Source organism: Hydrogenophaga electricum (assembly GCF_030160815.1).
GTDB classification, from domain to species: domain Bacteria; phylum Pseudomonadota; class Gammaproteobacteria; order Burkholderiales; family Burkholderiaceae_C; genus Hydrogenophaga; species Hydrogenophaga electricum.
The window spans coordinates 1-26,053 of the sequence record NZ_BSPB01000052.1 but is presented as its reverse complement, the minus strand read 5'-3'; the positions used below and the strand labels follow the sequence as shown (position 1 = coordinate 26,053).

Annotated in this window: 26 protein-coding genes; 19 read left to right on the top strand and 7 right to left on the bottom strand. The window is 66.4% G+C overall.

Annotation, left to right across the window (positions count from 1 at the left end; genetic code table 11):
• Positions 1-986, bottom strand: a 986-nt coding sequence (locus QQK43_RS19400; protein WP_284309077.1) for a rhodanese-like domain-containing protein, incomplete at its 3' end; no start/stop codon positions are given.
• Positions 987-1,014: 28 nt separating this feature from the next.
• Positions 1,015-1,623, bottom strand: a complete 609-nt coding sequence (locus tag QQK43_RS19395) for a cysteine dioxygenase family protein (RefSeq protein WP_284309076.1) — start codon at positions 1,621-1,623, stop codon at positions 1,015-1,017.
• A gap of 166 nt (positions 1,624-1,789) precedes the next feature.
• On the opposite strand from QQK43_RS19395, the gene cysK reads away from it, so the two are divergent.
• Both cysK and QQK43_RS19385 read left to right on the top strand, forming a co-directional pair.
• Positions 1,790-2,767, top strand: a complete 978-nt coding sequence (cysK, locus tag QQK43_RS19390; RefSeq protein WP_234263012.1) for a cysteine synthase A — start codon at positions 1,790-1,792, stop codon at positions 2,765-2,767.
• Between the two features lie 78 nt (positions 2,768-2,845).
• Positions 2,846-3,409 carry an RBBP9/YdeN family alpha/beta hydrolase gene (locus tag QQK43_RS19385; protein ID WP_234263011.1) on the top strand — a complete coding sequence of 188 codons (564 nt, stop codon included), beginning with the start codon at positions 2,846-2,848 and terminating at the stop codon, positions 3,407-3,409.
• Here the strand turns inward: QQK43_RS19385 and QQK43_RS19380 are convergent.
• From QQK43_RS19380 to QQK43_RS19370, 3 genes are read right to left on the bottom strand one after another with little or no spacing between them, the layout of a single operon-like run.
• Entirely contained in the window at positions 3,388-4,599 is a 1,212-nt protein-coding gene (locus tag QQK43_RS19380) for an MFS transporter (RefSeq protein ID WP_234263010.1), read from the bottom strand. The genes QQK43_RS19385 and QQK43_RS19380 overlap by 22 nt on opposite strands.
• Positions 4,600-5,952, bottom strand: a complete 1,353-nt coding sequence (locus tag QQK43_RS19375) for an LLM class flavin-dependent oxidoreductase (protein ID WP_284309073.1) — start codon at positions 5,950-5,952, stop codon at positions 4,600-4,602.
• Between the two features lie 24 nt (positions 5,953-5,976).
• Positions 5,977-6,846: a TauD/TfdA dioxygenase family protein gene (locus QQK43_RS19370; RefSeq protein WP_284309072.1), complete on the bottom strand. Its 870-nt coding sequence runs from the start codon at positions 6,844-6,846 to the stop codon at positions 5,977-5,979.
• 236 nt (positions 6,847-7,082) lie between these two features.
• On the opposite strand from QQK43_RS19370, the gene QQK43_RS19365 reads away from it, so the two are divergent.
• The 13 genes from QQK43_RS19365 to QQK43_RS19305 all read left to right on the top strand — a co-directional run bounded on the left by QQK43_RS19365 (position 7,083) and on the right by QQK43_RS19305 (position 21,346).
• Positions 7,083-8,171 (top strand): ABC transporter substrate-binding protein, encoded by a 1,089-nt coding sequence (locus QQK43_RS19365; protein WP_284309071.1) that lies wholly within the window; start codon positions 7,083-7,085, stop codon positions 8,169-8,171.
• A 40-nt stretch (positions 8,172-8,211) separates the two neighbouring features.
• The gene (locus QQK43_RS19360; protein ID WP_234263005.1) at positions 8,212-9,150 is read left to right on the top strand and encodes a TauD/TfdA dioxygenase family protein; all 939 of its coding nucleotides are present in this window, start codon (positions 8,212-8,214) and stop codon (positions 9,148-9,150) included.
• A gap of 176 nt (positions 9,151-9,326) precedes the next feature.
• The gene (locus QQK43_RS19355) at positions 9,327-10,154 is read left to right on the top strand and encodes an ABC transporter permease (protein ID WP_234263003.1); all 828 of its coding nucleotides are present in this window, start codon (positions 9,327-9,329) and stop codon (positions 10,152-10,154) included.
• 24 nt (positions 10,155-10,178) lie between these two features.
• Complete coding sequence (locus QQK43_RS19350) at positions 10,179-10,979, top strand: ABC transporter permease (RefSeq protein WP_234263002.1); 801 nt, start codon at positions 10,179-10,181, stop codon at positions 10,977-10,979.
• Positions 10,980-11,021: 42 nt separating this feature from the next.
• A complete protein-coding gene (locus QQK43_RS19345; RefSeq protein ID WP_234263001.1) occupies positions 11,022-11,858 on the top strand; it encodes an ABC transporter ATP-binding protein in 837 nt (278 codons plus the stop codon).
• A 34-nt stretch (positions 11,859-11,892) separates the two neighbouring features.
• Complete coding sequence (locus tag QQK43_RS19340; protein WP_284309070.1) at positions 11,893-12,987, top strand: ABC transporter substrate-binding protein; 1,095 nt, start codon at positions 11,893-11,895, stop codon at positions 12,985-12,987.
• On the top strand, positions 12,984-14,330 hold the full coding sequence (locus QQK43_RS19335; RefSeq protein WP_284309069.1) for a sulfatase family protein: 1,347 nt from the start codon (positions 12,984-12,986) through the stop codon (positions 14,328-14,330). Before QQK43_RS19340 ends, QQK43_RS19335 begins: the two co-directional genes overlap by 4 nt.
• 169 nt (positions 14,331-14,499) lie before the next feature.
• The gene (locus tag QQK43_RS19330) at positions 14,500-15,495 is read left to right on the top strand and encodes a sulfate ABC transporter substrate-binding protein (protein ID WP_284309068.1); all 996 of its coding nucleotides are present in this window, start codon (positions 14,500-14,502) and stop codon (positions 15,493-15,495) included.
• 307 nt (positions 15,496-15,802) lie between these two features.
• Positions 15,803-16,681: a sulfate ABC transporter permease subunit CysT gene (gene cysT, locus QQK43_RS19325; RefSeq protein ID WP_234262996.1), complete on the top strand. Its 879-nt coding sequence runs from the start codon at positions 15,803-15,805 to the stop codon at positions 16,679-16,681.
• Positions 16,681-17,640, top strand: coding sequence for a sulfate ABC transporter permease subunit CysW (gene cysW / locus QQK43_RS19320; protein WP_234262995.1), 960 nt, complete (start codon positions 16,681-16,683; stop codon positions 17,638-17,640). The genes cysT and cysW overlap by 1 nt, the downstream gene beginning before the upstream one ends.
• Positions 17,641-17,654: 14 nt before the next feature.
• The gene (locus QQK43_RS19315; protein ID WP_234262994.1) at positions 17,655-18,755 is read left to right on the top strand and encodes a sulfate/molybdate ABC transporter ATP-binding protein; all 1,101 of its coding nucleotides are present in this window, start codon (positions 17,655-17,657) and stop codon (positions 18,753-18,755) included.
• A gap of 82 nt (positions 18,756-18,837) precedes the next feature.
• Positions 18,838-20,184 (top strand): FAD-dependent oxidoreductase, encoded by a 1,347-nt coding sequence (locus QQK43_RS19310; protein ID WP_284309067.1) that lies wholly within the window; start codon positions 18,838-18,840, stop codon positions 20,182-20,184.
• Between the two features lie 115 nt (positions 20,185-20,299).
• Positions 20,300-21,346 carry a pirin family protein gene (locus tag QQK43_RS19305; RefSeq protein ID WP_284309065.1) on the top strand — a complete coding sequence of 349 codons (1,047 nt, stop codon included), beginning with the start codon at positions 20,300-20,302 and terminating at the stop codon, positions 21,344-21,346.
• 21 nt (positions 21,347-21,367) lie between these two features.
• Here QQK43_RS19305 and QQK43_RS23655 read toward each other — a convergent pair whose 3' ends face one another.
• Entirely contained in the window at positions 21,368-21,613 is a 246-nt protein-coding gene (locus tag QQK43_RS23655; protein ID WP_440589178.1) for a hypothetical protein, read from the bottom strand.
• A 1,077-nt stretch (positions 21,614-22,690) separates the two neighbouring features.
• On the opposite strand from QQK43_RS23655, the gene QQK43_RS19295 reads away from it, so the two are divergent.
• The 3 genes from QQK43_RS19295 to QQK43_RS19285 all read left to right on the top strand — a co-directional run bounded on the left by QQK43_RS19295 (position 22,691) and on the right by QQK43_RS19285 (position 24,406).
• Positions 22,691-23,038: a hypothetical protein gene (locus QQK43_RS19295; RefSeq protein ID WP_284309064.1), complete on the top strand. Its 348-nt coding sequence runs from the start codon at positions 22,691-22,693 to the stop codon at positions 23,036-23,038.
• A gap of 117 nt (positions 23,039-23,155) precedes the next feature.
• A complete protein-coding gene (locus tag QQK43_RS19290; RefSeq protein WP_284309063.1) occupies positions 23,156-23,482 on the top strand; it encodes a hypothetical protein in 327 nt (108 codons plus the stop codon).
• Positions 23,483-23,584: 102 nt separating this feature from the next.
• Complete coding sequence (locus QQK43_RS19285) at positions 23,585-24,406, top strand: hypothetical protein (protein ID WP_284309061.1); 822 nt, start codon at positions 23,585-23,587, stop codon at positions 24,404-24,406.
• Positions 24,407-24,571: 165 nt separating this feature from the next.
• Here QQK43_RS19285 and QQK43_RS19280 read toward each other — a convergent pair whose 3' ends face one another.
• Positions 24,572-25,444, bottom strand: coding sequence for a plasmid replication/partition related protein (locus tag QQK43_RS19280; RefSeq protein ID WP_284309059.1), 873 nt, complete (start codon positions 25,442-25,444; stop codon positions 24,572-24,574).
• Between the two features lie 105 nt (positions 25,445-25,549).
• Here QQK43_RS19280 and QQK43_RS19275 point away from each other — a divergent pair, with 105 nt between their 5' ends.
• On the top strand, positions 25,550-25,960 hold the full coding sequence (locus QQK43_RS19275) for an MAPEG family protein (RefSeq protein ID WP_284309057.1): 411 nt from the start codon (positions 25,550-25,552) through the stop codon (positions 25,958-25,960).
• Positions 25,961-26,053 lie beyond the last annotated feature (93 nt).

The window sequence follows — 26,053 nt, the reverse complement described above, 5'->3', positions numbered from 1 at the left end:
TCGTCGTCGACCAGCACGAGGCGTGCCCCGCGCACCGGCGCCGACACATCGGTTTCCTGCACCAGTTGGCCGCCCGGTGCGCTGCGAAAGCCCGGCAGGTGGCCGGCCGCGTATTCCTCGGGCATGCGCACGTCGAAGCGGTAGGTGGTGCGGCCGCTTTCGTGTTGCCAGGCCACCAGGTCGGCCAGGCCGGCACGCTGCACGCCGGCGCGGTCGGCCACGGCCCGGGCAGCTTGCCGGGCCTGGGCGTGCTGTTCCGCCGGTACCCCGGCCGGGGCGCGGCGGCTGGCGCCGTTTTCGAGCGTGAGGCCGGCCAGGGTCCAGCCTATGGTGCCGTTGCGCAGCGCCGCCACGGGATTGGGAATGCCGGCATTGACCAGCGACTGCGTGCCGATGATGCTGCGCGTGCGGCCGGCGCAGTTGACGATGATGCGCGTGGCCGGGTCGGGCGCCAGCGCGCGGGCGCGCAACACCAGTTCGGCGCCGGGCACGCTGGTGCTGCCGGGGATGTTCATGGTCTGGTATTCGTCGAAGCGGCGCGCGTCGAGCACCACCACGTCGGCGCCATTCGCCAGCAGGGCCTGCACCTCGGTTGCCGGCAGCGAGGGCGTGTGCCGCTGCGCTTCGACCAGTTCGCCAAAGGCTTTGCTGGGCACGTTGACGTCGATGAAGATTTCGCCGCCGGCCTCGCGCCAGCCTTGCAGGCCGCCCTGCAGCAGGCTCACGCGGGTATAGCCCAGGGCCTGCAGGCGCGCGGCCGCCGGCCCGGCCAGCCCTTCGCCGTTGTCGTAGACCACGACGGGCGTGTCCCGCCGCGGAATGCGCCAGAAGGCGTCGAGTTCGATGCGCCCGAAGGGCAGGTTGGCCGCGAACAGCGGGTGGGCCTGGGCGAAAGGGTCTTCCTCGCGCACGTCGAGCAGGGCGATCTCGCGCCGCTGGAGCAGGTGCTCGCGCACCTCGGCCGGGGTGGTGAAAGGCAGGGTCATGGGATCGGAGAAAAAAGGAGGGGCCCGTTCAGGCCGCCGCAGAGGTTTCCTGGGAGCGGTCCCAGACGTTGGGCAGGGTGGCGTTGCTGTAGCCGGAGATGAACGGCTTTTCGGTGCCGTCCGCCAGGAACACGGAGCGCCGCACCGCGCCGATGTTGGCGCCGTAGACGTGGATGCTGATGGACACCTGATCGGCCAGCGCGTTGCTGACGCGGTGCACGTCACCCAGGGTGGGCGAGACGGCTTCCACCATGCCCGGCCGCAGCCGGTGCGACGGGCCCCCAGCGCGCCAGCCCTCGGCCGTGCGCACGAAGGGTTCCGAGATTTCGGCGCCGCGCAGCATGCCGATCAGGCCCCACACCGTGTGGTTGTGGATCGGCGTCTGCTGGCCGGGGCCCCAGACGAAACTGACCACCGAGAAGCGCTCCAGCGGATCGGCGTAGAGCAGGTACTGCTGGTAGCGCACGGGCGAAGGCAGGGTGTAGGGCTCGGCCAGCCAGTCGTCGTGGCGGACCAGGTCGGCGAGCAGGGGGCGGCCGCGCGCGAGCAGCGGTGCTTCTTCGGCGGTGTCGTTCACCAGGCGGGTCAGCTCGGCGAGGAACTGGCGCAGGCGGGCGGGTTGGTAAGGGACGGTCATGCGGTTTCCTGAAGGGGCCGGCAGAGGCCCTATTGCAACCGATCGGGCGGGCCGTTCACGGAACCCTTCGGCATGTGGTTCTGATTTTTTATTCTTTGGCGCCGGATATCGGCAAGAGGGACAATGCCCGTCCATCCTCGGACAACACGTCACTCAAGAGACTGCCATGACGCATTTTTACGAAGACAACGCCCAATCCATCGGCCGCACCCCGCTCGTGCGGTTGAATCGCATCACCGACGGCGCGCCCGCCACCGTGCTGGCCAAGATCGAGGGTCGCAACCCGGCGTACTCGGTCAAGTGCCGGCTGGGCGCGGCCCTGATCTGGGATGCCGAGAAGCGCGGCGTGCTCGGCCCGGGCAAGGAGATTGTCGAGCCCACCAGCGGCAACACCGGCATCGCGATGGCCTTCGTGGCCGCGGCCAAGGGCATCCCGATCACGCTGACCATGCCCGACACCATGAGCATCGAGCGGCGCAAGCTGCTGCTGGCCTACGGCGCCAAGCTGGTGCTGACCGAAGGCGCCAAGGGCATGAAGGGCGCGGTGGCCAAGGCCGAAGAGATCGCCGCCAGCGACCCGGGCAAGTACGTGCTGCTGCAGCAGTTCAAGAACCCGGCCAACCCGGCCATCCACGAAGCCACCACGGGCCCCGAAATCTGGGACGACACCGAAGGCGCGGTCGACGTCTTCGTCTCGGGCGTCGGCACGGGCGGCACCATCACCGGGGTGTCGCGCTATCTCAAGCAAACCCGCGGCAAGGCCATCACCTCGGTGGCGGTCGAGCCCACGGCCAGCCCCATCCTCACCCAGGCGCGCAACGGCGAAGAGCTCAAGCCCGCGCCGCACAAGATCCAGGGCATCGGCGCTGGCTTCGTGCCCGACGTGCTGGACCTGTCGCTGATCGATGCCGTTGAACAGGTGAGCAACGAGGACGCCGTGGCCTATGCGCGCCGCCTGGCCCGCGAGGAAGGCATTCTCTCGGGCATCTCCAGCGGCGCCGCCGTGGCCGCGGCCGTGCGCTGGGCACACAAGCCCGAGAACGCCGGCAAGACCATCGTGGTGATCCTGCCGGATTCGGGCGAGCGTTATCTCAGCTCCGTGCTGTTCGAAGGCGTGTTCGACAACGCCGGGCAACCGGCCTGAGGGCAGCGCCAGCGGGCGCATAAGCAAACTACTTAACAGTAGTTGGTGCCCGGGGGAGGGCTGGGGACAATGATCCTCATGGCTTCTTCTCCCACCGTCATCATCGTGCCCGGCTGGCGCAATTCCGGACCGGGTCACTGGCAAAGCCTCTGGGCCGATCGCCTGCCGAACGTGCGGCGGGTCGAGCAGGACGACTGGATCACGCCGCTCAAGCGTGCCTGGGTGGACCGTCTGAGCGACCTCATCGCCCGCGCGCCGGGCCGGGTGATCGTGGTGGCCCACAGCCTGGGCTGCATCGCCACCACCCACCTGGGTCCTGAAGCGGTGGCGCGCATCGATGGCGCACTGCTCGTGGCTCCGGCCGACCCGGAGCGCCGCGGCATCCTGGCCGACTTCGCACCCGTGCCCTACCAGAAGCTGCCCTACCGCAGCATTCTTGTGGCCAGCAGCAACGACCCGTATTGCCCGGTGCGGCTGGCGGGAGCCTATGCGCGGGCCTGGGGCAGCGAGTTTGTGCGCCTGAACGAGGCCGGGCACATCAACATCGAATCCGGCCACGGCGAATGGCCGCTCGGCCTGGCCCTGCTGCAGTCGCTCGGGGCCGATGTGACGCCGCTGCCTCAGCTCGAAAAGGCCGCCTGATCGCGGCGCTGGCGCCGCCAGCTGGCCCAGCCCAGGGCCACGAACAGCGGCATGAAGAGGGTGAAGCTGAGCTGCAGGCCCAGCCAGCCACCGATGGCGCCGCCCAGCAACCCACCGAGCAGCGCGCCCCCCGGGCCGACCAGGGCATTCAGGCCGGCCACACGGCCCAGGCCGATCTGCTGACCCAGCCGCGCCAGCTGCGTGAGCACCTGGATCTCCAGCAGCCCCAGGCCGATCCCCTGCAGCACGCTGCCCACCGCCAGCCCGGCCGCATGCGGCGACTGGCTCAGGCACAGCAGCGCCAGCAGCACCAGGCCGATGCCCGCTAGGGTGCCCCGACGCTCGTGGCGCGCCACCCAGCCGCCCAGGCACAGCAGGGCGGCGATGAAGCTGCCGCCTTGCAGCGACACCAGCGCGCCAGCGGCCACGGGTGATGCTTGCAGCGACTGCACCGCAATCACCACGATGAAGAAGGTGTGGAACATGTTGAGCGCCTGGATGCTGGCCTCCATGGCCGCCAGCGACCGGGCCTGCGGCGAGCGCAGAAGCTCCCGCAGCACCTCGCGCCAGGTCGTGCGGCCGGAAGCCGCGCGCGGTGCGGCGGTGGGCGCCTGTCGCAGCACCGGGGGCGAGAGCAGGGCGGTGAGCACGAACAGGGCCGCCACCAGCCAGAAGCTGCCGGCGTGGCCCAGGTGGGCGATCACGCCCGCCGTGGCCAGCGGCCCGATCAGGAACATGCCCGACATGTGGGCCGCGCGCTGCCAGCCCGCGTGGGCGGAGCCGATCTGCTGCAGCATGGCCATGAACACCATCTGCAGCGAGACGAACCGGGCCGGCATGATCACGCCGGTCAGCGCCGTCAGCACCAGAAGGTAGGCCGGGGCCGGCACCGCGGGCAGGGCCAGGTAGAGCGCGCCGCCGGCGAGGCTGCCGGCCACGAACAGGCGCGCCGGCCCGAGCCGCTCGGCCCACAGGCCGATGGGCAGGGCGGTGAGCAGGATGCCGACGCTTTGCGCGGCGGCGATCGCGCCGAGCCAGCCGCCGCGGGTGCCCAGCGCCAGGGCGTACAGGCTGGTGGTGACCTTGGCCAGCCCGATGCTGGTGCCCATGAGCAGCGACAGCAGCGCGAAGCCGAGCAGGAAGCGGTGCCGCACATGCCAGGGCGCTGCTGCGGCCAGGGCCTCCGGCATTCAGGCCGCCTTGGCCTGCGGCTGGGCGTAACGGCTGGCCGGGCGTTCCAGGCCCAGGTTTTCGCGCAGGGTCCGGCCTTCGTAGGCGGTGCGGAAAAGGCCTCGCCGTTGCAGCTCGGGCACCACCAGGTCGACGAACTCGTCCAGTGACTGCGGCAATACCGGCGGCATGACGTTGAAGCCATCGGCGGCGCCGTTCTCGAACCATTCCTGCATGCGGTCGGCGATGGTCTGCGGCGTGCCCACCACCACCCAGTGGCCCCGGGCGCCGGCCAGGTATTCGTAGAGCTGGCGCACCGTATAGCCTTCGCGGCGCGCCAGTTCCAGCACCACCTGTGCACGGCTGTGAATGCCCCGGGGCGCTTCGGGAATGTAGGGCGGCGGCGCGTCCAGCGCCCATTTCGTCAGGTCTTCGCCGGGCCAGAAGGGCTCCAGCGTGGCCAGGCCGACGGCCGGGTGCATGAGCGCCTGCAGCTCGGCCCATTTGGCCTGCGCCTCGGCTTCGGTGCGGCCGATCACGGGCGAGATGCCGGGCAGCACCAGCAGTTGCTCGGGGCGGCGACCGTATTTGGCCAGGCGTCCCTTCACATCCTTGTAGAAGGCCTGCGCTTCGGCCAGGCTGGTCCAGGCGGTGAAGATCGCCTCGGCCGTGGCGGCGGCCAGCTCCTTGCCGTCTTCCGACGAGCCGGCCTGCACGATCACCGGGTGGCCCTGGGGCGGACGCTCGATGTTCAGCGGTCCCTTGACTTTGAGGAAGCGGCCGATGTGGTTGAGCTCGTGCAGCTTCTCGGGAACGAGGTGCACGCCGCTGGCCGGGTCGCGCGGCAGGGCGTCGTCGTCGAAGCTGTCCCACAGGCCCTTGACCACGTCCACGAACTCGTGCGCGCGGGCGTAGCGGGTGGCCGGGTCCGGGTGCGCCTCCAGCCCGAAATTGCCGAACACGTTTTCGGCGCTGGTGGTGACCACGTTCCACGCCGCGCGGCCCTTGCTGATGTGGTCCAGCGAGGCAAACTTGCGCGCCAGCAGGAACGGGTCTTCGTAGGTGGTCGAGGCGGTGGCGACAAAACCGATGTGCGAAGTGACTTGCGACAGCGCGGCCCACAGCGTCACCGGCTCGAAGTACGACAGGCGGCCCTGGCGGCTCAGCGATTCGCGCCCGCCTTGGTGCCACACGCCCGGGCTGTCGGCCACGAACACCTGGTCGAACAGGCCGCGTTCGGCGGTCTTCGCGAGCGCGATGTAATGGTCGATGTTGACCCCCGCGTCGGCTTGCGACCCCGGGTGGCGCCAGGCGGCCACGTGGTGGCCGGTGGCCATGATGAAGGCGCCCAAGCGCAGTTTTCTTTGGCTCATGAGGAGGCTCCTGCGGCGACGGGTTCAGAACGTCTTGTCGGCGGTGATGGTGATGCGGTGCAGCTTGCGGTGCTGCGGGAAGAAGTCGCCCACCGCGTAGTGCTGGGTCGAGCGGTTGTCCCACACCGCCAGCGTGCCGGGCGCCCACTGCAGGCGCGCCTGCACCTCGGGCACCTGGGCGCGCGTGAACAGGTCGGCCAGCAGGGCGTCGCTCAGCGAGCGCGAGAGGCCCTTGATGTGGCTGGTGAAGGTCGGGTTGACGTAAAGGATCTTCTTGCCCGTGATCGGGTGCACGCGCACCACCGGGTGCTCCACCGGCGGGTACTTGGCGCGCGCGGCCTTTAGCTCGTCGCCGCTGGCGTCTTTGCGCAGCAGGTACTCGGTCCAGCCGCTGATTTCCCAGGTGTGCACGGCGGTCAGCGTTTCCAGGTAGGTCTTGAGGCCGGCGGGCAAGCGCTCGTAGGCCTGGGTCTGGCTCGACCACAGCGTGTCGCCGCCCGTGGCCGGAATCACCTGCGCATACAGGCTGGTGCCCAGCGGCGGCTGTTCGCGCCAGGTGATGTCGGCGTGCCAGTTGCTGGCCGCGCTGGGGCGCTCGGCCGTGCTCTCGACGACCTCGATCTCAGGGTGCGCTTCCAGGCGCGGGAAGAAGGCCTTGACCTCGGCCACCTGGCCGAAGGTGCGGGTGAAGGCCACCTGCTGCGCGGGCGTGAGTTGCTGGTCGCGGAAGAACAGCACTTCGTGCCGGGCCAACGCCTGGCGCAGCTCTTCCTGGGTGGCCGCGTCCAGCGGCTGGTTCAGGTCGAGCCCGTGGATCACGGCGCCGATGTTGGGCGTGTAGGGCTGGGCCGCGAAGCGGGTGAAGGGGCGGGGCAGGTCGTTGAGCTGAGACATGGCGGGGACTCCCGGGTTGGCTGAATGGAGCGTCGAATCTAGGCAGCCCTGGCCCGCTTTCCAAGGAAGGCTTTGGCATAAGCACATCCGGAAATCGACAGCGCTCCAGGCGCAGCCGCTGGCAGCGGATCTTGTTGGCGCCCAAGTTCATGCCAAACGATGATTGGCGCGCCGCCGCCCCCGTTCCTACAGTCGGTCATGCCATGTCGGCATCACTTTGGACTGGAGAACACGCAATGAAGCAATGGTGGGTTCGGGCGCTCGCACTGGTGTGGGCCCTGGGGGGTGTCGGTGCGGCGCCGCAGGCTGGGGCACAGGAGGCGGCGGCAGCGCCGCTCAAGCTCATCCGCATCGGTGTCGCCACCGGTGGCGCGGGCAATCCGGTGCGTTTTGGCGGCAGCAGCGCCTCGATCGCGCACGCCGAAGGGCTGGTGGAAGAAGCGTTCCGCCCGGACGGCGTGAAGGTGGAGTGGATCTTCTTCAAGGGCGCGGGCCCGGCGGTCAACGAGGCGCTGGTCAACCAACAGCTCGACTTCGCCTACCAGGGCGACCTGCCTTCGCTGGTGCACCGCGCCAACGGGGTGAAGACGCGCATCCTGCTCGGCACCGGCGTGCGCAGCGGCCTGTTTCTGGCGGTGCCGCCCGAGTCGTCCATTCGCGGTCTGGAAGACCTCAAGGGCAAGAAGGTGGCGCTGTTCAAGGGCACCAACCTGCACCTGGCGGCGGTGCGGGCGTTGGCCGACAAGGGTGTGCGCGAACGCGACGTGCGCTTCGTCAACCTGGACTTCGCCACCTCGCACGCGGCGCTGGTCAACAAGGACGTCGATGCCGCGTTCGGCTACGTCGGCCTGTTCGATCTGCGCGACCGCGGCCTGGCGCGCATCGTCTGGTCGGCCGCCGAAGACAGCTTCAAGTACACGCGACAGGCCGCGCTGCTGGTAACCGACGACTTCGCCACGCGCCACCCGGCGGCGGTGCAGCGCGTGGTGACCACCTTCGTGAAGGCGGCGCACCGCTATTCGGACGAAAGCCAGCGCGCGGCGCTGTTCGACCAGTGGGGCAAGGCCGAATACCCGGCCGCGATCTGGCGCAACGAGTACATCGGCCAGCCGCTGCGGGTGCGCCTGTCACCGCTGATCGACCCCTTCCTGGTCGAGAGCTACCGCGCCTCGGCGCGCACGGCCGAAGCGCTCAAGCTGGTGCGGGGGCGGGCGCAGATCGACGGCTGGTTCGACCCGCGCTTTCTCGACGCCGCCCTGACCGAGCTGAACCTCAAGGGCTTCTGGCCGGCCTATGGCGCCGATGGCCGCTTGCTCACCCATTGACCGGTTTCCGAACACCTTCTCAATGCACCTGGAGATCCCCATGAGCCACGACATTCAAGACCCCACGCTCGACCTGGCGCCGCGCGCAGGCCGCCTTGGCGCCGAAGTGCGCGGTGTGCGCCTCAGCGCCGATCTGGCGCCCGAGACCTTTGCCGCCATCCACCGGGCGCTGCTGCGCCACAAGGTGCTGTTCTTCCGCGGCCAGCGCCACCTGGACGACGCCGGCCAGCAGGCCCTGGCCCGCCTCTGGGGCGAACTGGTTGCCCACCCGACCGTGCCCTCCAAAGACGGCACGCGGCACGTGCTGGAGCTCGATTCCTTCCACGGTGCGCGCGCCAATTCCTGGCACACCGACGTGACCTTCGACCTGGCCTATCCCAAGGTGTCGGTGTTGCGCGGCGTGGTGATTCCGCCCGTGGGCGGCGACACGGTCTGGGCCAACACCGTGGCCGCCTACGAACGGCTGCCGGCGGAGCTGCAGGCGCTGGCCGACCGCCTGCGCGCGGTGCACACCAACACCTACGACTACGCGCACGCCCGCGAGACGCCGCCCGACGTCGACGCCACCCGCCGCTACCGGGAGGTGTTCGCGGCGCACGAGGTGGAGACCGAGCACCCGGTGGTGCGCGTGCACCCGGAAACCGGCGAGCGCTCGCTGGTGCTGGGGCATTTCGTGCAGCGCTTCCAGGGCCTGAACAGCGCCGATTCCCAGCACCTGCTGGCGGTGTTCCAGGCGCACATCACGCGGCTGGAAAACACGGTGCGCTGGTCGTGGCAAGAGGGCGACGTGGCCATCTGGGACAACCGATCGACCCAGCACTACGCGATTGCCGACTACGGCGATGCCCACCGCGTGGTGCGCCGGGTCACCGTCGAAGGCGAGGTGCCGGTCGGGGTCGACGGGCTGGCCTCGGTGGCGCTCAAGACCTTGCCGCAGGCGGTGCTGGCGCAGCGTGCACAGGCCGAGGCCGCCGCCTGACCGGGGCCGACGACCCGCCGGACGGCATAAGCACATGACCGAACAATCCTTGCACGGTGATATCGGTTTTTGTTCGTTCGGGCGTTGGTCGGTGCGTCCTACATTCATCCTGGTTTTCAGCGCTGCGTTCTTCATGCGTGGCTGAAATGAAGAATCCGCAGAACAAGGAAGCCGCCATGTCCACTGACCGTTCCGTTTCCCTGGCGCCCCCGCTGGGCCTGCCTGCCTGGCGGGCGCCGCGCTGGCGCCCCGGCTGGAGCTGGCTCTGGGCCTGGCCCTTCCCCCTGGCGGTGCTCGCGCTGTGGCAACTGTCGTCGGTGCTCGGCTGGGTGCCTGAACAGGTGCTGCCGCCGCCGGCCCAGGTGTTCCAGACCTTTGGCGACATGCTGGCGAGCGGCGAGCTGTGGGACAACCTCTGGATCAGCCTGGTGCGCGTGTTCACCGGCTTCGGTATCGGCCTGGTGGTGGGGCTGGCGCTGGGCACGGCCATGGGCCTGTCGCCCACGGTGCGCGACTACCTGTTCCCGCTGTTCAAGGCCTTTGCCCAGGTGCCGGTGATCGGCTGGCTGCCGCTGCTCATGCTGCTGGTGGGCATCGACGAATCGCTGAAGTTCCTGCTCATCGCCAAGGCCGCGCTGGTGCCCATCACGATCAACACCTGCCAGGGCATCCAGGGGGTGTCGAACCGCTTCGTGGAAGTGGCCCGGGTGTACCGCTTCAACCGCTGGCAGTTGCTGACCCAGGTGGTGCTGCCCGCCGCGACCGCGCCGATCTGGAACGGTGTGCGCTACGGCCTGACCCACGCCTGGCTGGCGCTGGTGGTGGTGGAACTGCTGGCGTCGTCGGAAGGCATCGGTTTTCTCATCGTCTACGGCCGCCAGCTGTTCCAGCTCGACGTGGTGCTGGCCGCAGTGCTCGCCGTGGGCATCGTCGGCTTTGCCATCGACAAGCTGCTGGCGCTGACCGAAGCGCGGCTGCTGCGCTGGCGCCGGGCCGGCCTGTGAGCCGGGTGTTTTCAGGAGGACGGCATGGCGGTTGAAGATCAGGTTTCGGTGTGGCAGCGCGTGCCCAGGCCGCTGCGCGGCTGGGTGCTGCCCTTGGCGTTGCTGGCCATCTGGTGGGCGGCGCGGGCCTTCGGCTGGTCCGATTCGCCGCTGCTGGTCTCGCCCGCGGCGGTGTGGCACCGCGCGGTCGATCAGGTGGGCAGTGGCGCGCTGTGGCAGGCCCTGTCGGCCAGCCTGTGGCGCTGGGGCTGGGGGTTTCTCATCGGTTCGCTGGCCGGGCTGGTGGTGGGCGCGCTGCTGGGCGCTTCGCGCTGGGCCGAACGGCTCATCGGGCCGAGCTTTCACACGCTCAAGCAGATCTCGCTGTTCGCCTGGATCCCGATGCTCTCGATGTGGTTCGGGCTGGGCGATGCGGCCAAGATCGCCTTCGTCGCCATGGCCGCCTTCTTTCCGGTGGTGCTCAACACCTGCGAAGGCATCCGCAGCGTGCCGCGCGAATTCATCGAGGTGGCGCGGGTGTACCGCTTCGGCCTCGGGCAACTGCTGGTGCGGGTGGTGGCGCCGGCCGCCGCACCGTCGATCTTCACGGGCATCCAGCTGTCGCTCATCTACACCTGGCTGGCGACGCTGGGTGCGGAATACCTCATGGCCTCGGGCCAGGGCATCGGCAACACGCTGATCGACGGCCGCGAGCACTTTTTGATGGACCTGGTGCTGTTCGGGGTGGTGGTGGTGGGGCTGGTCGGCTTCGTCATCAACGCGGTGCCGGTGGCCATCGAACGGCGCCTGCTCGCCTGGCGCGACCGCACGGTGGCGCGCTATTGACCCGCGCCCCGCAGGGACACAGACAGATTTCGGAGCAACCCCATGGAACACGCAGGCACCCTGAGCATTGCAGGGCTCAACAAACAGTACGAGGTCAAAGGGCAGGCGCTGCCGGTGCTGCAGGACATTGACCTGACCATCGAGCCGGGTGAGTTCGTCAGCATCGTCGGCAGCAGCGGCTGCGGCAAGTCCACGCTGCTGCGGCTGATCATCGGCCTGGAGGGCGACTACCGGGGCGATATCCGGCTCAACGGTCAGCGCATCACCGGCACCAGCCTGGACCGCGGCATCGTCTTCCAGGAACACCGGCTGTTCCCCTGGCTCACCGTCGAGAAGAACGTGGCGGTGGGCGTGCTCAATGCCGACCTGACCGAGGCGCAAAAGCGCGAGACGGTGCGCGAGCACATCGAACTGGTGGGGCTCAAGGGCTTCGAGCAGGCCTGGCCGCACCAGCTTTCGGGCGGCATGTCGCAGCGCGTGGCGATCGCGCGCGCCCTGGCCAGCCGGCCCGACATCCTGCTGCTGGACGAACCCTTCGGTGCGCTCGATGCGCTCACGCGCGCCCACCTGCAGCAGGAGCTGCACCGCATCTGGGCCACCGAGGGCATCACCATGATCCTGGTGACGCACGACGTGGAAGAGGCGGTGTACCTGGGCGACCGCGTGGTGGTCATGGAGCCGCGTCCCGGTCGCATCCGCAGCACCTTGCCCGTGCCCCTGCCGCACCCGCGCGACCGCGCCAGCGCCGCCTTTGCCGCCGTGCGCAACGCCGTGCTGCACGAGCTGGGCGAACACGGTTCGGCCGCGGCCGGGCCGCTGCTGGCGCCGGCGCGGGCGCCGGCCGCCCTGGACCTCGGCACCTGGCAGTTCGCGGTCTGAACCCCTTTTTTTCCCTTCATCACGCACTTTCACCATGAACCCTGTTGCCGTTTCTCTTCGCCGCCGCCAGTTCGTGGCCGGCCTGGCCGGAGCCAGCCTGCTGGCCCCCGCGCTGCTGCGCGCCCAGCCCGTGCCCGCCAAGCGCATTCGCATCGGTTCGCCCGACCTGGGCACTGCCGGCAAGTCCTCACCGGGCGCGTCCACGCTGGCCGTCGTGCAGGCCCACCAATGGCTGGAAGAAGCGTTTGCCAAGGACGGCATCGAGGTGCAGTGGAACTTCTTCCGCGGTGCCGGCCCGGCCGTGGCCGAAGCACTGGCGGCCAAGCAGCTCGACATCGTCTATCTGGGCGACCTGGCCTCGGTGATCCACAAGGCGCGCGGCCTGCCCACGCGCTACATCGTGCCCACCGGGCGCGGCTCCAACAGCTACCTGGCCACCGCGCCGGGCTCCCCCATCCGCAGCGTGGCCGACCTCAAGGGCAAGCGGGTGTCGGTGCTCAAGGGCACGGCCTACCAGCGCCCGTTCGACAACCTGCTGGCCACAGCAGGCCTGACGGAAAAAGACGTCAAGCTCATCAACATGGACTGGCCCAGTTCCAAGGCGGCGGTGGTGGCCGGCCAGATCGACGCCACCTTCGGCGGCTCCGACCTGTTCGTGCTGCGCGACAAGGGCGTGCAGATCCCGCTGAGCACGCGCGGCCGCGGGCCCGCGTTCGCCATCAACGCCGGTGCGCTGGCCACCGAAGACTTTGTGCAGAACCAGGCGCCGCTGGTGCAGCGCGTGGTCACGCAACTGGTGCGCGCCTCGCACTGGGCCTCGCAGGAGGGCAACCGGGAAGCGCTGGTGGCGCTGTTTGCCAGCAACAGCGGCAACCCCGAAACGCCGTTCCGCGAAGAACTGGCCGGCGACAACCTGAGCCAGCGCTATTCGCCGCTGATCGACGACGGGCTCATCGCCGGTTACCAGGGCGTGCACGACGAGGGCCTCAAGCTCGGCCTCATCCGCCAGGGCTACGACGTCAAGAGCTGGTTCGAGCCGCGGTTCGTGCAGCAGGCGCTGCGCGAGCTCAAGCTGGAAAAAGCCTGGAAGGAAACCGACGCCGCCGGCAAGGCGCAGGGCCACGCATGAACGCCGCCATCGCCCCGGCCGACGGCCGGCCCAACATCGTCTTCATCCTGGCCGACGACCTCGGCTGGGCCGACCTGAGCGTCTACGGCCAGACGCACTACACCACGCCGAACCTGGACGCGCTGGCCGCCGAAGGCGTGCGCTTCAACCAGGCCTACGCCAATTCGGCCGTGTGCTCGGCCACGCGCTTCGGCCTCATCACCGGTCGCTACCAGTACCGCCTGCGTGGCGGGCTGGAAGAGCCGCTGGTGCGCACCGCGCATCTGCACGGCCTGCCACCCGCGCACCCGACACTGCCTTCGCTGCTGCGCGACGCCGGATACGACACCGCGCTGATCGGCAAATGGCATCTGGGCAACCTGCCCGACTACGGCCCGCTCAAGAGCGGCTACAACCGCTTTTTCGGCAACTACGGCGGCGCCATCGACTACTTCACGCACAAGCCGCGCGTGGGCGCCGACGTGCCACGCGACCTGTACGAAGGCGAGGTGCCGGTGGAGCGCGTGGGCTACTACACGCAATTGCTGGCCGACGAGGCGGTGGCCTGGCTGCACCAGCAAAGCGCCGCGCGGCCGTTTTTTCTGTCGCTGCACTTCACCGCGCCGCACTGGCCCTGGGTCGGGCCGGAAGACGAACACATCTCGCGCGACCTGACCGACCTGTTCCACTACGACGGCGGCAACCTGCACACCTACGCGAAGATGGTGCGTTCGCTCGACGCGGCCGTGGGCCAGGTGGTGCAGGCGCTCAAAGAGCAGGGGCTGGACGAGAACACCCTCATCGTTTTCACCAGCGACAACGGCGGCGAGCGCTTTTCCAAGACCTGGCCCTTCACCGGGCAGAAGACCGAGCTGCTCGAAGGCGGCATTCGCGTGCCCACGCTGCTGCGCTGGCCGGCCGGTCTGTCGCCGCAGGTCAGCGAGCAGGTCACCATCACCATGGACTGGCTGCCCACGCTGCTGGCGGCCGCCGGCCTGCAGCCGCACCCGGACTACCCCAGCGACGGCGAGAACCTTCTGCCGGTGCTGCAGGGCCAGGCGCCAGCGCACGAGCGCACGCTGTTCTGGCGCTACAAGGCCCAGCGCCAGCGTGCCGCGCGCCAGGGCCGCTGGAAGTACCTGAAGATCAACGAGCACGAATTCCTGTTCGACATCGAGGCCGACGCACGCGAGCGCGCCAACCTGCGCGAGCGGCACCCCGAGGTGTTTCAGCGCCTGCGCCAGGCCTGGGCCGAATGGGACGCACAGTTCCTGCCCATCACCGACGAGGTCTTCACCCACGGGGTGACGCCCGACATCCAGGCCGACCGCTACGCGCCCGAGCGCGGCACCCGGGCGCTGTGATCCGGCCGGCAGCACAACCGGCAGAAAACGCCCGTCAGGGCGTTTCTTGGGGGCAAAAAACGGCCTCTTATTCCTTGATCGAATAAGAAAACAAAAACAAAGTCGTTTGAGAATGAAGGTCGAGTCCCCAGAATCCGATTTACATCAGCTATCGCGGAGACCCGTACCCATGAAAACCACCATCAAGCTCACCCTCGGCGCCATCGCACTGGCCGCCTCGGCGCTGGCCTCGGCCCAGACCACGCTGCTCAACGTGTCGTACGACGTGGCCCGCGAGTTCTACAAGGACATCAACGCCGCCTTCGTGCCGTATTACAAGAAGTCCACCGGCAAGGACATCAAGGTCGACCAGTCGCACGCCGGCTCCAGCGCCCAGGCGCGCGCCGTGGCTGACGGGCTGGAAGCCGACGTTGTGACCTTCAACACCACCACCGACGTCGACTTCCTGGCCGACAAGGGCGTGGTCGCCAAGGACTGGCGCCAGAAATTCCCCAACGGCGCGGCGCCGACCACCTCGACCATGCTGTTCCTGGTGCGCAACGGCAACCCCAAGGGCATCAAGGACTGGGACGACCTGATCAAGCCCGGCGTGCAGGTCGTGGTGGTCAACCCCAAGACCGGCGGCAACGGCCGCATGGCCTACCTGGCCGCCTGGGGCTATGTGCGCAGCAAGGGCGGCTCCGACGCCGACGCGCTCGACTTCGTGAGCAAGCTCTACAAGAACGTGCCCGTGCTGGCACGCGGCGGCCGTGACGCCACCGGCATCTTCCTGCAGCGCAACATCGGCGACGTGCTGGTGACCTTCGAATCCGAAGTGGTGTCGGTCGACAACGAATTCGGCAAGGGCAAGGTCGACGCGATCCACCCGAGCGCCTCCATCGTGGCCGAAAACCCGGTGGCCATCGTCGAGCGCACCGTGGCCAAGAAGGGCACGGCCGAGCAGGCCAAGGCCTACCTCGACTTCCTTTACAGCCCGGAAGGCCAGGAAATCGCCGCCAAGCACAACATCCGCCCGCGCAATGAAGTCGTGCTGAAGAAGCACAGCGCCGCGTTCAAGCCGATCAAGCTGTTCACCGTGGGCGACTACTTCGGTTCGCTGGCCGAAGCGCAGAAGGTGCACTTCAACGACGGCGGCCAGTTCGACAAGCTGTACACGACGAAGTGAGGCGCACCCCCCTGCGCCGCTGACGCGGCTTCCCCCCGCTCTGGCGCGCCGCTTTGCGGCGCTGGGCAGGGGGACGGCGCGAGTGGCCCGGCGTAGCCGGTTCCACCGCGCCCACTGGACGGGCGGTCGCTTGGGCTTCTGCCGCCTTCTTCACCGGACCGTCGATTCCCACCTGCCTGCGCGCCATTCCCACCCACCTTCGCTTCATTCCCGTGCAGCTGCACGTCATTCCCGTCCCATTGCACGTCATTCCCGCGCAGGCGGGAATCCAGCCGCACCCCTTCCAGCCCGCCCACCCAGGCCCACCATGACCTCCATCGCGCTGCCCTCCGGGACGCCTCCTTCTTCTGGCCGACGCCGCTCGGCGCGCGTGCTGCCGGGCTTCAACATCACGCTCGGCTACACCCTGCTGTACCTGAGCCTGATCGTGCTGATCCCGCTGTCGGCGCTGGCGTTCAAGACCTTCACGCTGACCTGGCCGCAGTTCTGGGAAGCGGTCACCTCGCCGCGCGTGCTGGCCTCGTACCGCCTGACCTTTGGCGCATCGCTCATCGCGGCCAGCGTCAACGTGGTTGCCGGCCTGCTGGTGGCCTGGGTGCTGGTGCGCTACAGCTTCCCCGGCAAGAAGATCGTCGACGCACTGGTGGACCTGCCGTTCGCCCTGCCCACCGCCGTGGCCGGCATTTCGCTGACCGCGCTGCTGGCCGGCAACGGCTGGATCGGCCAGTACCTGGAGCCGCTGGGCATCCAGCTCGCGTTCAACCCCAACGGCGTGGTCATCGCGCTCATCTTCATCGGTCTGCCTTTCGTGGTGCGCACGGTGCAGCCGGTGCTGGAAGACACCGAAAAAGAGCTGGAAGAGGCCGCCACCTGCCTGGGCGCCACGCGCTGGCAGACCTTCAGCAAGGTGATCTTCCCGACCATCCTGCCCGCGCTGCTGACCGGCTTTGCCATGGCCTTCGCGCGCGCCGTGGGCGAATACGGCTCGGTCATCTTCATCGCCGGCAACATGCCCATGGTGTCCGAGATCACGCCGCTGATCATCATCGGCAAGCTCGAACAGTACGACTACGCTGGCGCCACCGCCGTGGCCACCGTCATGCTGGTCATCTCCTTCGTCCTCCTGCTGGTCATCAACGGCCTGCAGACCTGGCAACGCAGCCGCACGGCAGGGAACACCCAATAATGTCCGCCCGCCCGACCCCCCGCACCGCCCAGCGCGGCACCACCGAAGCCCCCTGGGTGCGCTACCTGCTGACCGCCCTGGCCCTGGGCTTCATGGGCCTGTTCCTGGTGCTGCCCCTGGCTGCCGTGGCCACCGAAGCCCTGCGCAACGGCTGGGACGCCTACTGGGAAGCGCTCAAGGAACCCGACGCCTGGGCGGCGATTCGCCTCACCCTGCTCACGGCCGCCATCGCCGTGCCGCTGAACCTGGTGTTTGGCGTGGCCGCCGCCTGGTGCATCGCCAAGTACGAGTTCAAGGGCAAGTCGTTCCTGACCACGCTGATCGACCTGCCGTTTTCAGTTTCGCCCGTGGTGGCCGGCCTGATCTATGTGCTGGTGTTCGGCGCGCAGGGCTGGCTGGGCCCCTGGCTGATGGAACACGACATCAAGATCGTGTTCGCCGTGCCGGGCATCGTGCTGGCCACCGTGTTCGTGACCTTTCCCTTCATCGCGCGCGAATTGATCCCGCTGATGCAGGCGCAGGGCAACGAAGAAGAGCAAGCCGCCATCGTGCTCGGCGCCACCGGCTGGCAGACCTTCCGGTACGTCACGCTGCCCAACATCAAGTGGGGCCTGCTGTACGGCGTGATCCTGTGCAACGCGCGCGCCATGGGCGAGTTCGGCGCCGTGTCGGTGGTGTCGGGCCACATCCGCGGCCAGACCAACACCATGCCGCTGCACGTGGAAGTGCTCTACAACGAATACCAGTCGGTGGCCGCCTTCGCGGTGGCCTCGCTGCTGGCCATCCTGGCGCTGGTCACGCTGGTGATCAAGAGCATCGTCGAATGGCGCAGCGAGCGCGAGCTCCAGGCCACCGCCGAACTGCCGCCCGAGCGCCCGGGCGACACCCCGGCCGCGCCGCCGTCGAACCCCGCCGAACCCTACGTGCACGTGCCGCTGGCATCGCGCGCGGCCATCTGAAGGACTGTCGAGCCATGAGTATCGAAATCCGCAACGTCAACAAACATTTCGGCAGCTTCCACGCGCTGCGCGACGTCAACCTCGACATCGCCTCGGGCGAACTGCTCGCCCTGCTGGGCCCGTCGGGCTGCGGCAAGACCACGCTGCTGCGCATCATCGCCGGCCTGGAAACGCCCGACACCGGCAACATCCTCTTCAGCGGCGCCGACACCACCGACGTGCATGTGCGCGAGCGCAACGTGGGCTTCGTGTTCCAGCACTACGCGCTGTTCCGCCACATGACCGTGTTCGAGAACGTGGCCTTCGGCCTGCGCGTCAAGCCGCGCGGCGAGCGCCCGTCGGAAGCACAGATCAAGGCCAAGGTGACCGAGCTGCTCAAGCTTGTGCAGCTCGACTGGATCGCCGAACGCTACCCGGCGCAGCTCTCCGGCGGCCAGCGCCAGCGCATTGCCCTGGCGCGCGCACTGGCCGTGGAGCCGCAGGTGCTGCTGCTCGACGAACCCTTCGGCGCGCTCGACGCCAAGGTGCGCAAGGAACTGCGCCGGTGGCTGCGCCGCCTGCACGACGAACTTCACGTCACCTCGGTCTTCGTCACGCATGACCAGGAAGAGGCGCTCGAAGTGGCCGACCGTGTGGTGCTGATGAACAAGGGTGTGATCGAGCAGGCCGGGTCGCCGCAGGAAGTGTGGGACCACCCCGCCAGCCCCTTCGTCTACGGCTTCCTGGGCGACGTGAACCTGTTCCACGGCCGCGCCCACGAAGGCCTGCTGCACCTGGAAGACGGTGTGGCCATCCGCACGCCCGAACACGCCGGCGCGCAGAACGCCAAGGCCTTCGCCTATGTGCGCCCGCACGACCTCGCGGTGCGCCGCTACCAGGCCGGCGCCGCCGGGGCCGAAGGCATCGTCGCCCGGCTGGAGCGCGCCATCGTCGTCGGCCCGATCGCACGGCTGGAACTGGTGCCGGTGGAAGCCTCGGGTGCACCCGGCCACGACCCGCTGATCGAAGCGCAGATTCCGGCGCAGGAATTCCACGACCAGGGCTTCCGCGAAGGCGACACCCTGGTGGTCTCACCGCGCAAGGCGCGCGTGTTCCTGGCGCCCGAAACCGCCTGAAACGCCCGGGAGTACCCTTCCCCCTGATGTCAAGGTAGGCCCTCATAATCGAGGGCCTTTTCACGACCTCAGGAGGACGTTCATGCCCGACATCGACCCTCGCAGCACGCGCCGCGCCGTGCTGAAAACGGCGGCCGCCACGGCCATCGTCAGCGCCGTTCCGGCGGCCATCGCCCAACCCCTGCTGAGTTCGCCGGGTAGCGCGCTGATGCCCAAGGGCGGCAAACGCCGTGTGGTGATCCTGGGCGGCGGCTGGGGCGGACTGACCACCGCACGCCACCTGCGCGACACCGCGCCCGATCTGGAGGTGGTGCTGCTCGAACGCAACCCGCTGTTCTGGTCCTGCCCGCTGAGCAACAAGTGGCTCATCGACATCGTGGACACCAGCACCCTGGTGCATTCCTACACCGGCGCCGCACAGCGCTTCGGCTACACCTACGTGCAGACCGAAGTGACCGAAATCGACCGCAGCCAGCGCCGCGTGCACACCGCGCAGGGCTATCTGGATTACGACTGGCTGGTGGTGGCCGCCGGCATCCGCGTGGCCTACGAACCCTGGTTCGGCAATGACCGCAAGGCCATCGACCACACCCGCGCGAACTACGCCAGCGCCTACGTGCCCAGCGCCGAACACATCGCGCTCAAGCAGAAGATCCAGGCCTTCAAGGGCGGCACCTTCGTCATGACGCTGCCGCCCCCGCCGCACCGCTGCCCGCCGTCGCCCTACGAGCGCGCCTGCATGATCGCCGCGCACTTCAAGCGCAACAAGATCCCGGCCAAGCTGCTCATCCTCGACCCGAAGCCGCGCATCGCGCCCATCGGTCTGGGCTACCGCAAAGCCTTCGAAGAGCTGTACCCCGACATCATCACCCACGTGCCCAACGCCGGGGTCAAGGAGCTGGACCCGTTCAAGCGCGTGGTCAAGACCGCAGCGGGCGACGTGGCCTTTGACGACGCCATCTTCATGGGCCACCACCAGGCCGCCGATCTGGTGTGGAAGCTCGGCGCCATCGGCAAGACCGCCGAGGGCAAGCCCAACAACTGGGCCGCCGTGCATCCCGAGTTCTACAACCTGCCCGACGACCCGCAGACCTTCGTCATCGGCGACAGCGTGGGTGCGGTGTCGCCCCAGTTCGGCCATTACCCCAAGAGCGGCCACGTGGCCAACCGCATGGGCGCGAGCGTGGCGCGCTTCATCGGCCGCCAGGCCAAAGGCCAGGCGCTGGAGCCCGAGCTGATCGACAACCTTTGCTACATGCTGGTCAACACCGAACCGCGCGAAGCCATCAGCGTGCAGTTCGACTACGCCAAGGGCGCCGACGGCGTGCTGGTGCAGACCCAGGTGGACGACCACGAACGCCGCGCCGAACTCTGGGACGAAGACCTGCGCTGGTACGGCCTGAAGATCAAGGACATGATCTCGGGCTGAGCGACGGCAGCGGCGTGGGCCGACACCCCCACGCCGCGCAGGGCCATGGCTTGAGCACGCTGCGTGCGCCCCTATCTTCAGGGCTCACCCCTTCCAAACCCACGAAAGAACCGCCATGTCCCGAGACCCCTTGATCGTGGGGGCCCAAGCCCTGCAAGGCCCGATGCCCGGCATCGACCCCTTCATCTTCGGCGCCTACCACCAGGACCATTACCCCGCTGGCAACGCCCAACTGGGTGTCGATCCGGCCCTGCTGCGCGGGCGCGAGATCGGCATGGACTTCAGCGGCCAGGACGGCTGGAGCATGTACCACGGCGAAGCCGTGCCGGGCTTTCCCACGCACCCGCACCGCGGCTTTGAAACCGTGACCATCGTGCGCAAAGGGCTGGTCGACCATGCCGACTCGCTCGGCGCCACCGCGCGCTACGGCCAGGGCGACGTGCAATGGCTCACCACCGGCCGGGGTGTGCAGCACGCCGAAATGTTCCCGCTGGTGCACCAGGACCAGCCCAACACGCTCGACCTGTTCCAGCTCTGGCTGAACCTGCCCGCCAGAAAGAAGATGGTGCCGGCCGACTTCACCATCTTCTGGGCCGACCAGATCCCGCACTGGGCCAGCACCGACGCCGCCGGCCGCCGCGCCGAGGTGGAAGTGGTGGCGGGCGACTTTGCGCCCGTGGACGGCAGCGCAGTGGTCAAAGCCCTGCCGCCGCCCGGCGATTCGTGGGCGGCCGAACCCGAGGCCGACGTGGCGATCTGGATCGTGCGGCTCGCCCCCGGCGCCAGCCTCACACTGCCTGCCGCCACGCCCCAGGCCCGACGCGCCGTCTACCTGACCACCGGCAACGCGCTGGTGGTGGGCGAGCACCACTTCGACCAGCGCGTGATGGTCGAAGTGCGCGCCAACCAGACCGCGCCGCTGCACAACCCCAGCGACGCCTGGGTGGAAGTGCTGGTGCTGCAAGGCAAACCCATCGCCGAACCTGTGGCCCAGCACGGCCCGTTCGTCATGAACACCCAGGCCGAACTGGTGCAGGCCGTCCACGACTACCAGCGCACCCAGTTCGGCGGCTGGCCCTGGCCCAGCCATTCGCACACGCACGGAAAAGCGGAGCGCTTTGCGCAGTACCCGGACGGGCGGGTGGAGAAGCCGGCGGGTTGATGGGCTCCGGTGCGGAGCCTTTTACGAAGAGGCTCCGTCCATCAGCGCATCCAGCGGGCAGGCCGTGCCGCTGGCCTGCGTTTGCGCGAAAGCCGCCACTCTGCTGCGGGCTGCCCACAACACAAGCGTTTTGGCCCAGTGGACGTAAACCTTTTCGGTCTGTAGGCTGTAGTGCAGGTAGCGGATCCGTTCGCGCACCTGATCCAGCAGCCGGGCGGACCTGGGAGGGATCCAGGCGGGTTTGTCGGATCTGTTATGCCTGTTCATGCATCCAGTGTGAGGTGCGACAGGATTGATTACAAACAAATTTTGAAGATGCCTGCGACTTTGTTTAACGGCAGGGGTTGTGGGTATCCGGTGTTTTGCCGTTTAAATCAAAGTTAGGCGCAAAAATGTCTCAGCGATATCACAAAAATTCTAAAGGGGTCGCCGCAGAAAACGACGTTGTGAGGGGAAGAATTATCCGAGACACCGCATCTATTGATTTTCAGATCTCTATACTTTTGTCGATGTACTTTGGAATTGACGAAAGGTCGATGCAGTTCTATTATCTAATTGGCGATAAATTATCTCTATCGAGAAAAGTAGAAATTCTTGGGGAAATCTGCAAAGGCTCGAAGTTAAAATCTGCAGAAGTGACCGGATTTATTAAGATTCTTATAAAGATAAGAAATTATTTGGCGCATCAACATTTCTATGATGACAGGCATAGAATTTTTAGAGACAGTTCCGTCGTCAAGGTACTGGATGATTGGCCGAGAAATTACAATATTCAGTATGCACTTGCAAAATCGCGATTGCAGAGAATCGGAAAGACAAAGATGTTCGGAAAGTTTCATACTCCAAATTATCCTCACTGGAAAAAATCTGCCTAACAATTCGCCCCAGCGGACGGCTTTGCTGCCCACTGAGCTATATCGTTAGCCACCATATGCGCGAGCAATTGAATCTGCTGCTACTTGTCGGAATCCTCGGCTCTTTCGCTGCAGGAGTCCTGCTTTTCTTGTTCACCGGAGCTCCGTCTAGGTTAATCGGTGGCTTGCTCGTTATGGTTGGCCTCGGTGCCATTGTCGGCGCGCGAAGTGCTGCTGCCGCAGCCACTCAAAAAAATGTAGTCCGCATTATTTCCCTAGGCACACGAACAAAGATCAGCATTCGCCCAACTACTTTCATCCTTTGGGGTACTGGCGTCGCTCTGGTTGGTCTGCTGCAATTGCTTGGGTTCTGAATCGTGAAAGAACTATCCCGATTCAAAATGGTGGCTAACCTTCCGGTCAAGGCGCTCCCTTCGGTCGCTGGGACAGCCGGCAAGCCGGCTGCCCCTCACCTAAAACGTTAAACCTCATGAAAGTTCCAGCGCTTCGAATCGAGGTCAATGGCGAGTTAGTCGCGGTCGCCGGTGCGCCAGGCCTTTCTATGCTGTCGGGCCAAGTGGTGTTCTGTGCCACGGGTCCGAATCGCGTCATCGATACGTCCGGCATCATGTTTAACGTCATGGGCTTGACACTCGACGGGCCGCAGCCTCGACAGCTCACTTGGGCGAACGGGCTTGAATTGAAAGTCGGTGACAGAGTGACTTTTGAGTTCGTCGAGGTATCCAACCCTAGTCCGCCCGGAAAGGTGCTGGCAACTCCGTCGTCAGCAGAACTCGCGCAGGAAGCGGCGAAGCAAAAGAACGGTGGGGCGAAATGAGGCTACGGTTTAACTGGTCGGCCCACGCGGACACGCAGCAGCAGGTTGCCGCTGCGCGGCATGCTACGTGCCGTTGGCCTCCAACGTTGGGCGTCCACGCCGAAGAGGGGAATGCGCATGACAGAAGAAACTACACAACCGCCGCACCCGAATAACATCGGGAAAGTCCGAGAAATAAAATCCATACACGACAAGCCGGTTACGTTTACGATCATTGACGAAATCGTGGTTGAGCAGGGCACGGGAAAATTGATCTACTTCCAGCAGCTCTCGCATACGCCTGGGAATCGTATCGAATACCGGCTCTGCTATTACATGCTGGGCGTAAAGGAGTCCAGGCGTGGCAAATGGGTTTTTGGTCAATATGCGTTAATGGTTCCTGCCAACTTGCTAGTTAAAATTCTTTCAGAAGCGAAGAAGAGGGGTTGGAAGGGAATCGCATGAGGTGTATTTGCCGCTTAACCCGATTTTCCGGCAGACCGCCTTCGGCATCCGCTGAACTTCAACGGTAGACCTATCACTAACAAGTACACGAGCAGGGAAAAAATGGCAACAAGTAACATTCTTGAACTTGATTTTAACGACAAGCTGAAAATAACGATCAACAACACAAAGCCGGTGGTTCTGATCGATCTAACAATGGCCTTGCTGGGCGTTGGTCAGCAGTTTGAGCGCTTCATCGAAAATGAAACGACGGAGCAGCATCAAGCGGGGAGTGAACTCTTCATCAAAGAGGTTCGGTCGGGATCCATCATTGTTGAGCTTGTTGCACAAGCAATTCCAGTTGTCCCGCTTCTTTGGCAAGGTGGTTCCATCATTGAATGGATCGGCTATGCCAAGTCCGTAATCGAATGGTTGAACGGTAAGCTCGAAAGGCCACCAAAGGACGTCACAAAGCAGGATCTTCGGCAATGGAGCAACATCCTTGAACCCGTGGCCAAGGATCACGGCTCCCAACTGAACTTCACCGTTTCTAGCGGTGGGCAAGTCGTCAATCAGTTTTTCATCAACTCGGAGCAAGCGAACGCTGCACAGAACGCGATTCGCCGCGAGATCGGGCTCTTAGACGAGCCCGACGGTCACACGCAGCGAAAACGAGTTATGACTTGGTATCAAACCAAGTTCGATGACACATCTCAGACAGGTAACAAAGCAGTAATCGAGAGCATTTCAAAGTCTCCCGTAAAGGTCATCTTTGAGAACAATGCCGTCAAGAAGGCGCTGATGGCTGGCGATCCTCGGTTCAACAAGCCGTGGAATGAACTTGCATACATCGTTGATGTGAAGGTCCAAACTGTTCAAGGCGTTCCAAAGGTCTACACAGTTATCAACTACTACGATGAAGACACCTTCGACCCGGCAGAGTAAAAATCCAATCATGCAACGGCCTTGGTCTAACAGTCGGTTCAACGCGGAGGCAAACACTGACCATGCCCTTGGCATTTTCATGGCCAGTGTTGGCGTCCTCCGCGCTTCGCGCTCCGGCGCCAGTTAACCTGGGCGTCAGCAGGAACAGGTCGTCATATCACCGCCTCAAACCAACTGCGCACTCAGCATCTGCACCTGCTGACGCAGTTCGGCGTTTTCACTCTCCAGTTGCGTCACGCGCTGGCGCAGGGCCTGTATTTCAGGGTTGTCGCCCGTGTCGGTGGCGCCGTCGGCCACGGCGGGGGCGGTCTGGCCGGTGGCTTCTTCGGCCTTGGGTTTGCGGCGCGATTCGCGCACGCGCTTGGCCACCTGTTTGAGTTCGTCCTTGCCGGCCTGGGCGGCGGCCTGCTGTTCTTCCACCGGCAGGGTGGCGACGACGGCGGCCGCGTTCAGTGAGATGTCGCCGGCCTTGACGGCGGCCACCACTTCGGGCGCGGCCTGTTTCTGGATCTTTTCGATCATGCCGACCTGGCTGCTGCTCAGGCGGGCGGCGCGGGCGATGTCTTCGCGGCTTTGCAGGGGTTTGGGTTCCAGCACCGCGGCCTGGGCCGCCTGCGTCTGGGTGGCTTCGTCGTCGGGCGCGGTGCCTGCGTCGTCGGTGTCGCGGCGCTCGGCCGCGGCGGCCTGGGCGCGCGCCCGGCGTTCGGCCACGATCTCGCGTTTGCGCAGCGCCAGCACGCCGCGCTGGTAGTCGGACACGCTGCGGCGACCCAGGTGCTGGTCGATCATCCACAGGTGCACGTCTTCCATCGAACGGAAGTGCGGGTGCTGCACGGTACGGAAGGGGATGCCGTGTTGCTGGCAGATGCCGTAGCGGTTGTGCCCGTCCACCAGCACGTCGCCCCAGAGCACCAGCGCGTCGCGGCAGCCTTCGGCCAGCAGGCTGCGCTCCAGCGCGGCGTGTTCGTCAGGGGTCAGCGGTTCGATGTAGGCCTTGAGTTCTTCGTTGACGACGATGTTCGGGGTGGGCTGGTTCATGGCGCGCGCGGACGGGGCAAAAAGGGCGCGATTGTAGTGGGGCGCACGGCCGCCCCCGTGGGCCGGTGATAGGCTGCGCCGCAGCGTTTTTGCAGGAGTTTTTTGATGACCATGCGCGATACGGCCGTCCTCGTCCCGGTGTTCGTTCTGGCCGGCTGGACCGTGGTGGTGCTGTTGCTGGTGGCGGTGCGCCGGCTCACGGCGGGTTTGCCGCCGTCCGTGTACACGCAGGGCGAGGCGCCCAACGTGCCGCCGGCCGTCTGTCTGCCGAACCGCAACTACATGAACCTGCTGGAACTGCCGGTGCTGTTCTACGTGGCCTGCCTGATCGCGTTCGTCGCCGTGCCCGTGGCGCCGTTGGTGGTGCCGCTGGCCTGGGCCTATGTGGCACTGCGCATCGTGCACAGCCTGATCCACATCACCTACAACCACGTGATGCACCGCTTCGCCGCTTTTGTGCTGAGCAACGGCGCGCTGGTGGCGCTGTGGGGGGCGGTGGGCATGGGCGTGTTCTAGCTGTGATGTCTCAATAGGTTGTTCACCCGGAAGGGTCTGGGAGACTGGAGTTACGACGCTTCAGAACTCTCAGAGGAATCCCCCCGGATGAAC

What these genes read in the sequence shown, in the direction of transcription:
- QQK43_RS19340 (WP_284309070.1), top strand. Translation starts at nt 11,893, where the DNA reads ATGAACCCTGTTGCCGTTTCTCTTCGCCGCCGCCAGTTCGTGGCCGGC.
- QQK43_RS19395 (WP_284309076.1), bottom strand. Translation starts at nt 1,623, where the DNA reads ATGACCGTCCCTTACCAACCCGCCCGCCTGCGCCAGTTCCTCGCCGAG.
- QQK43_RS19305 (WP_284309065.1), top strand. Translation starts at nt 20,300, where the DNA reads ATGTCCCGAGACCCCTTGATCGTGGGGGCCCAAGCCCTGCAAGGCCCG.
- QQK43_RS19375 (WP_284309073.1), bottom strand. Translation starts at nt 5,952, where the DNA reads ATGAGCCAAAGAAAACTGCGCTTGGGCGCCTTCATCATGGCCACCGGC.
- QQK43_RS19315 (WP_234262994.1), top strand. Translation starts at nt 17,655, where the DNA reads ATGAGTATCGAAATCCGCAACGTCAACAAACATTTCGGCAGCTTCCAC.
- QQK43_RS19280 (WP_284309059.1), bottom strand. Translation starts at nt 25,444, where the DNA reads ATGAACCAGCCCACCCCGAACATCGTCGTCAACGAAGAACTCAAGGCC.
- QQK43_RS19345 (WP_234263001.1), top strand. Translation starts at nt 11,022, where the DNA reads ATGGAACACGCAGGCACCCTGAGCATTGCAGGGCTCAACAAACAGTAC.
- QQK43_RS19380 (WP_234263010.1), bottom strand. Translation starts at nt 4,599, where the DNA reads ATGCCGGAGGCCCTGGCCGCAGCAGCGCCCTGGCATGTGCGGCACCGC.
- cysK (WP_234263012.1), top strand. Translation starts at nt 1,790, where the DNA reads ATGACGCATTTTTACGAAGACAACGCCCAATCCATCGGCCGCACCCCG.
- QQK43_RS19370 (WP_284309072.1), bottom strand. Translation starts at nt 6,846, where the DNA reads ATGTCTCAGCTCAACGACCTGCCCCGCCCCTTCACCCGCTTCGCGGCC.
- QQK43_RS23655 (WP_440589178.1), bottom strand. Translation starts at nt 21,613, where the DNA reads ATGAACAGGCATAACAGATCCGACAAACCCGCCTGGATCCCTCCCAGG.
- cysW (WP_234262995.1), top strand. Translation starts at nt 16,681, where the DNA reads ATGTCCGCCCGCCCGACCCCCCGCACCGCCCAGCGCGGCACCACCGAA.
- QQK43_RS19275 (WP_284309057.1), top strand. Translation starts at nt 25,550, where the DNA reads ATGACCATGCGCGATACGGCCGTCCTCGTCCCGGTGTTCGTTCTGGCC.
- QQK43_RS19335 (WP_284309069.1), top strand. Translation starts at nt 12,984, where the DNA reads ATGAACGCCGCCATCGCCCCGGCCGACGGCCGGCCCAACATCGTCTTC.
- QQK43_RS19295 (WP_284309064.1), top strand. Translation starts at nt 22,691, where the DNA reads ATGAAAGTTCCAGCGCTTCGAATCGAGGTCAATGGCGAGTTAGTCGCG.
- QQK43_RS19360 (WP_234263005.1), top strand. Translation starts at nt 8,212, where the DNA reads ATGAGCCACGACATTCAAGACCCCACGCTCGACCTGGCGCCGCGCGCA.
- cysT (WP_234262996.1), top strand. Translation starts at nt 15,803, where the DNA reads ATGACCTCCATCGCGCTGCCCTCCGGGACGCCTCCTTCTTCTGGCCGA.
- QQK43_RS19365 (WP_284309071.1), top strand. Translation starts at nt 7,083, where the DNA reads ATGAAGCAATGGTGGGTTCGGGCGCTCGCACTGGTGTGGGCCCTGGGG.
- QQK43_RS19350 (WP_234263002.1), top strand. Translation starts at nt 10,179, where the DNA reads ATGGCGGTTGAAGATCAGGTTTCGGTGTGGCAGCGCGTGCCCAGGCCG.
- QQK43_RS19330 (WP_284309068.1), top strand. Translation starts at nt 14,500, where the DNA reads ATGAAAACCACCATCAAGCTCACCCTCGGCGCCATCGCACTGGCCGCC.
- QQK43_RS19355 (WP_234263003.1), top strand. Translation starts at nt 9,327, where the DNA reads ATGTCCACTGACCGTTCCGTTTCCCTGGCGCCCCCGCTGGGCCTGCCT.
- QQK43_RS19310 (WP_284309067.1), top strand. Translation starts at nt 18,838, where the DNA reads ATGCCCGACATCGACCCTCGCAGCACGCGCCGCGCCGTGCTGAAAACG.
- QQK43_RS19385 (WP_234263011.1), top strand. Translation starts at nt 2,846, where the DNA reads ATGGCTTCTTCTCCCACCGTCATCATCGTGCCCGGCTGGCGCAATTCC.
- QQK43_RS19285 (WP_284309061.1), top strand. Translation starts at nt 23,585, where the DNA reads ATGGCAACAAGTAACATTCTTGAACTTGATTTTAACGACAAGCTGAAA.
- QQK43_RS19290 (WP_284309063.1), top strand. Translation starts at nt 23,156, where the DNA reads ATGACAGAAGAAACTACACAACCGCCGCACCCGAATAACATCGGGAAA.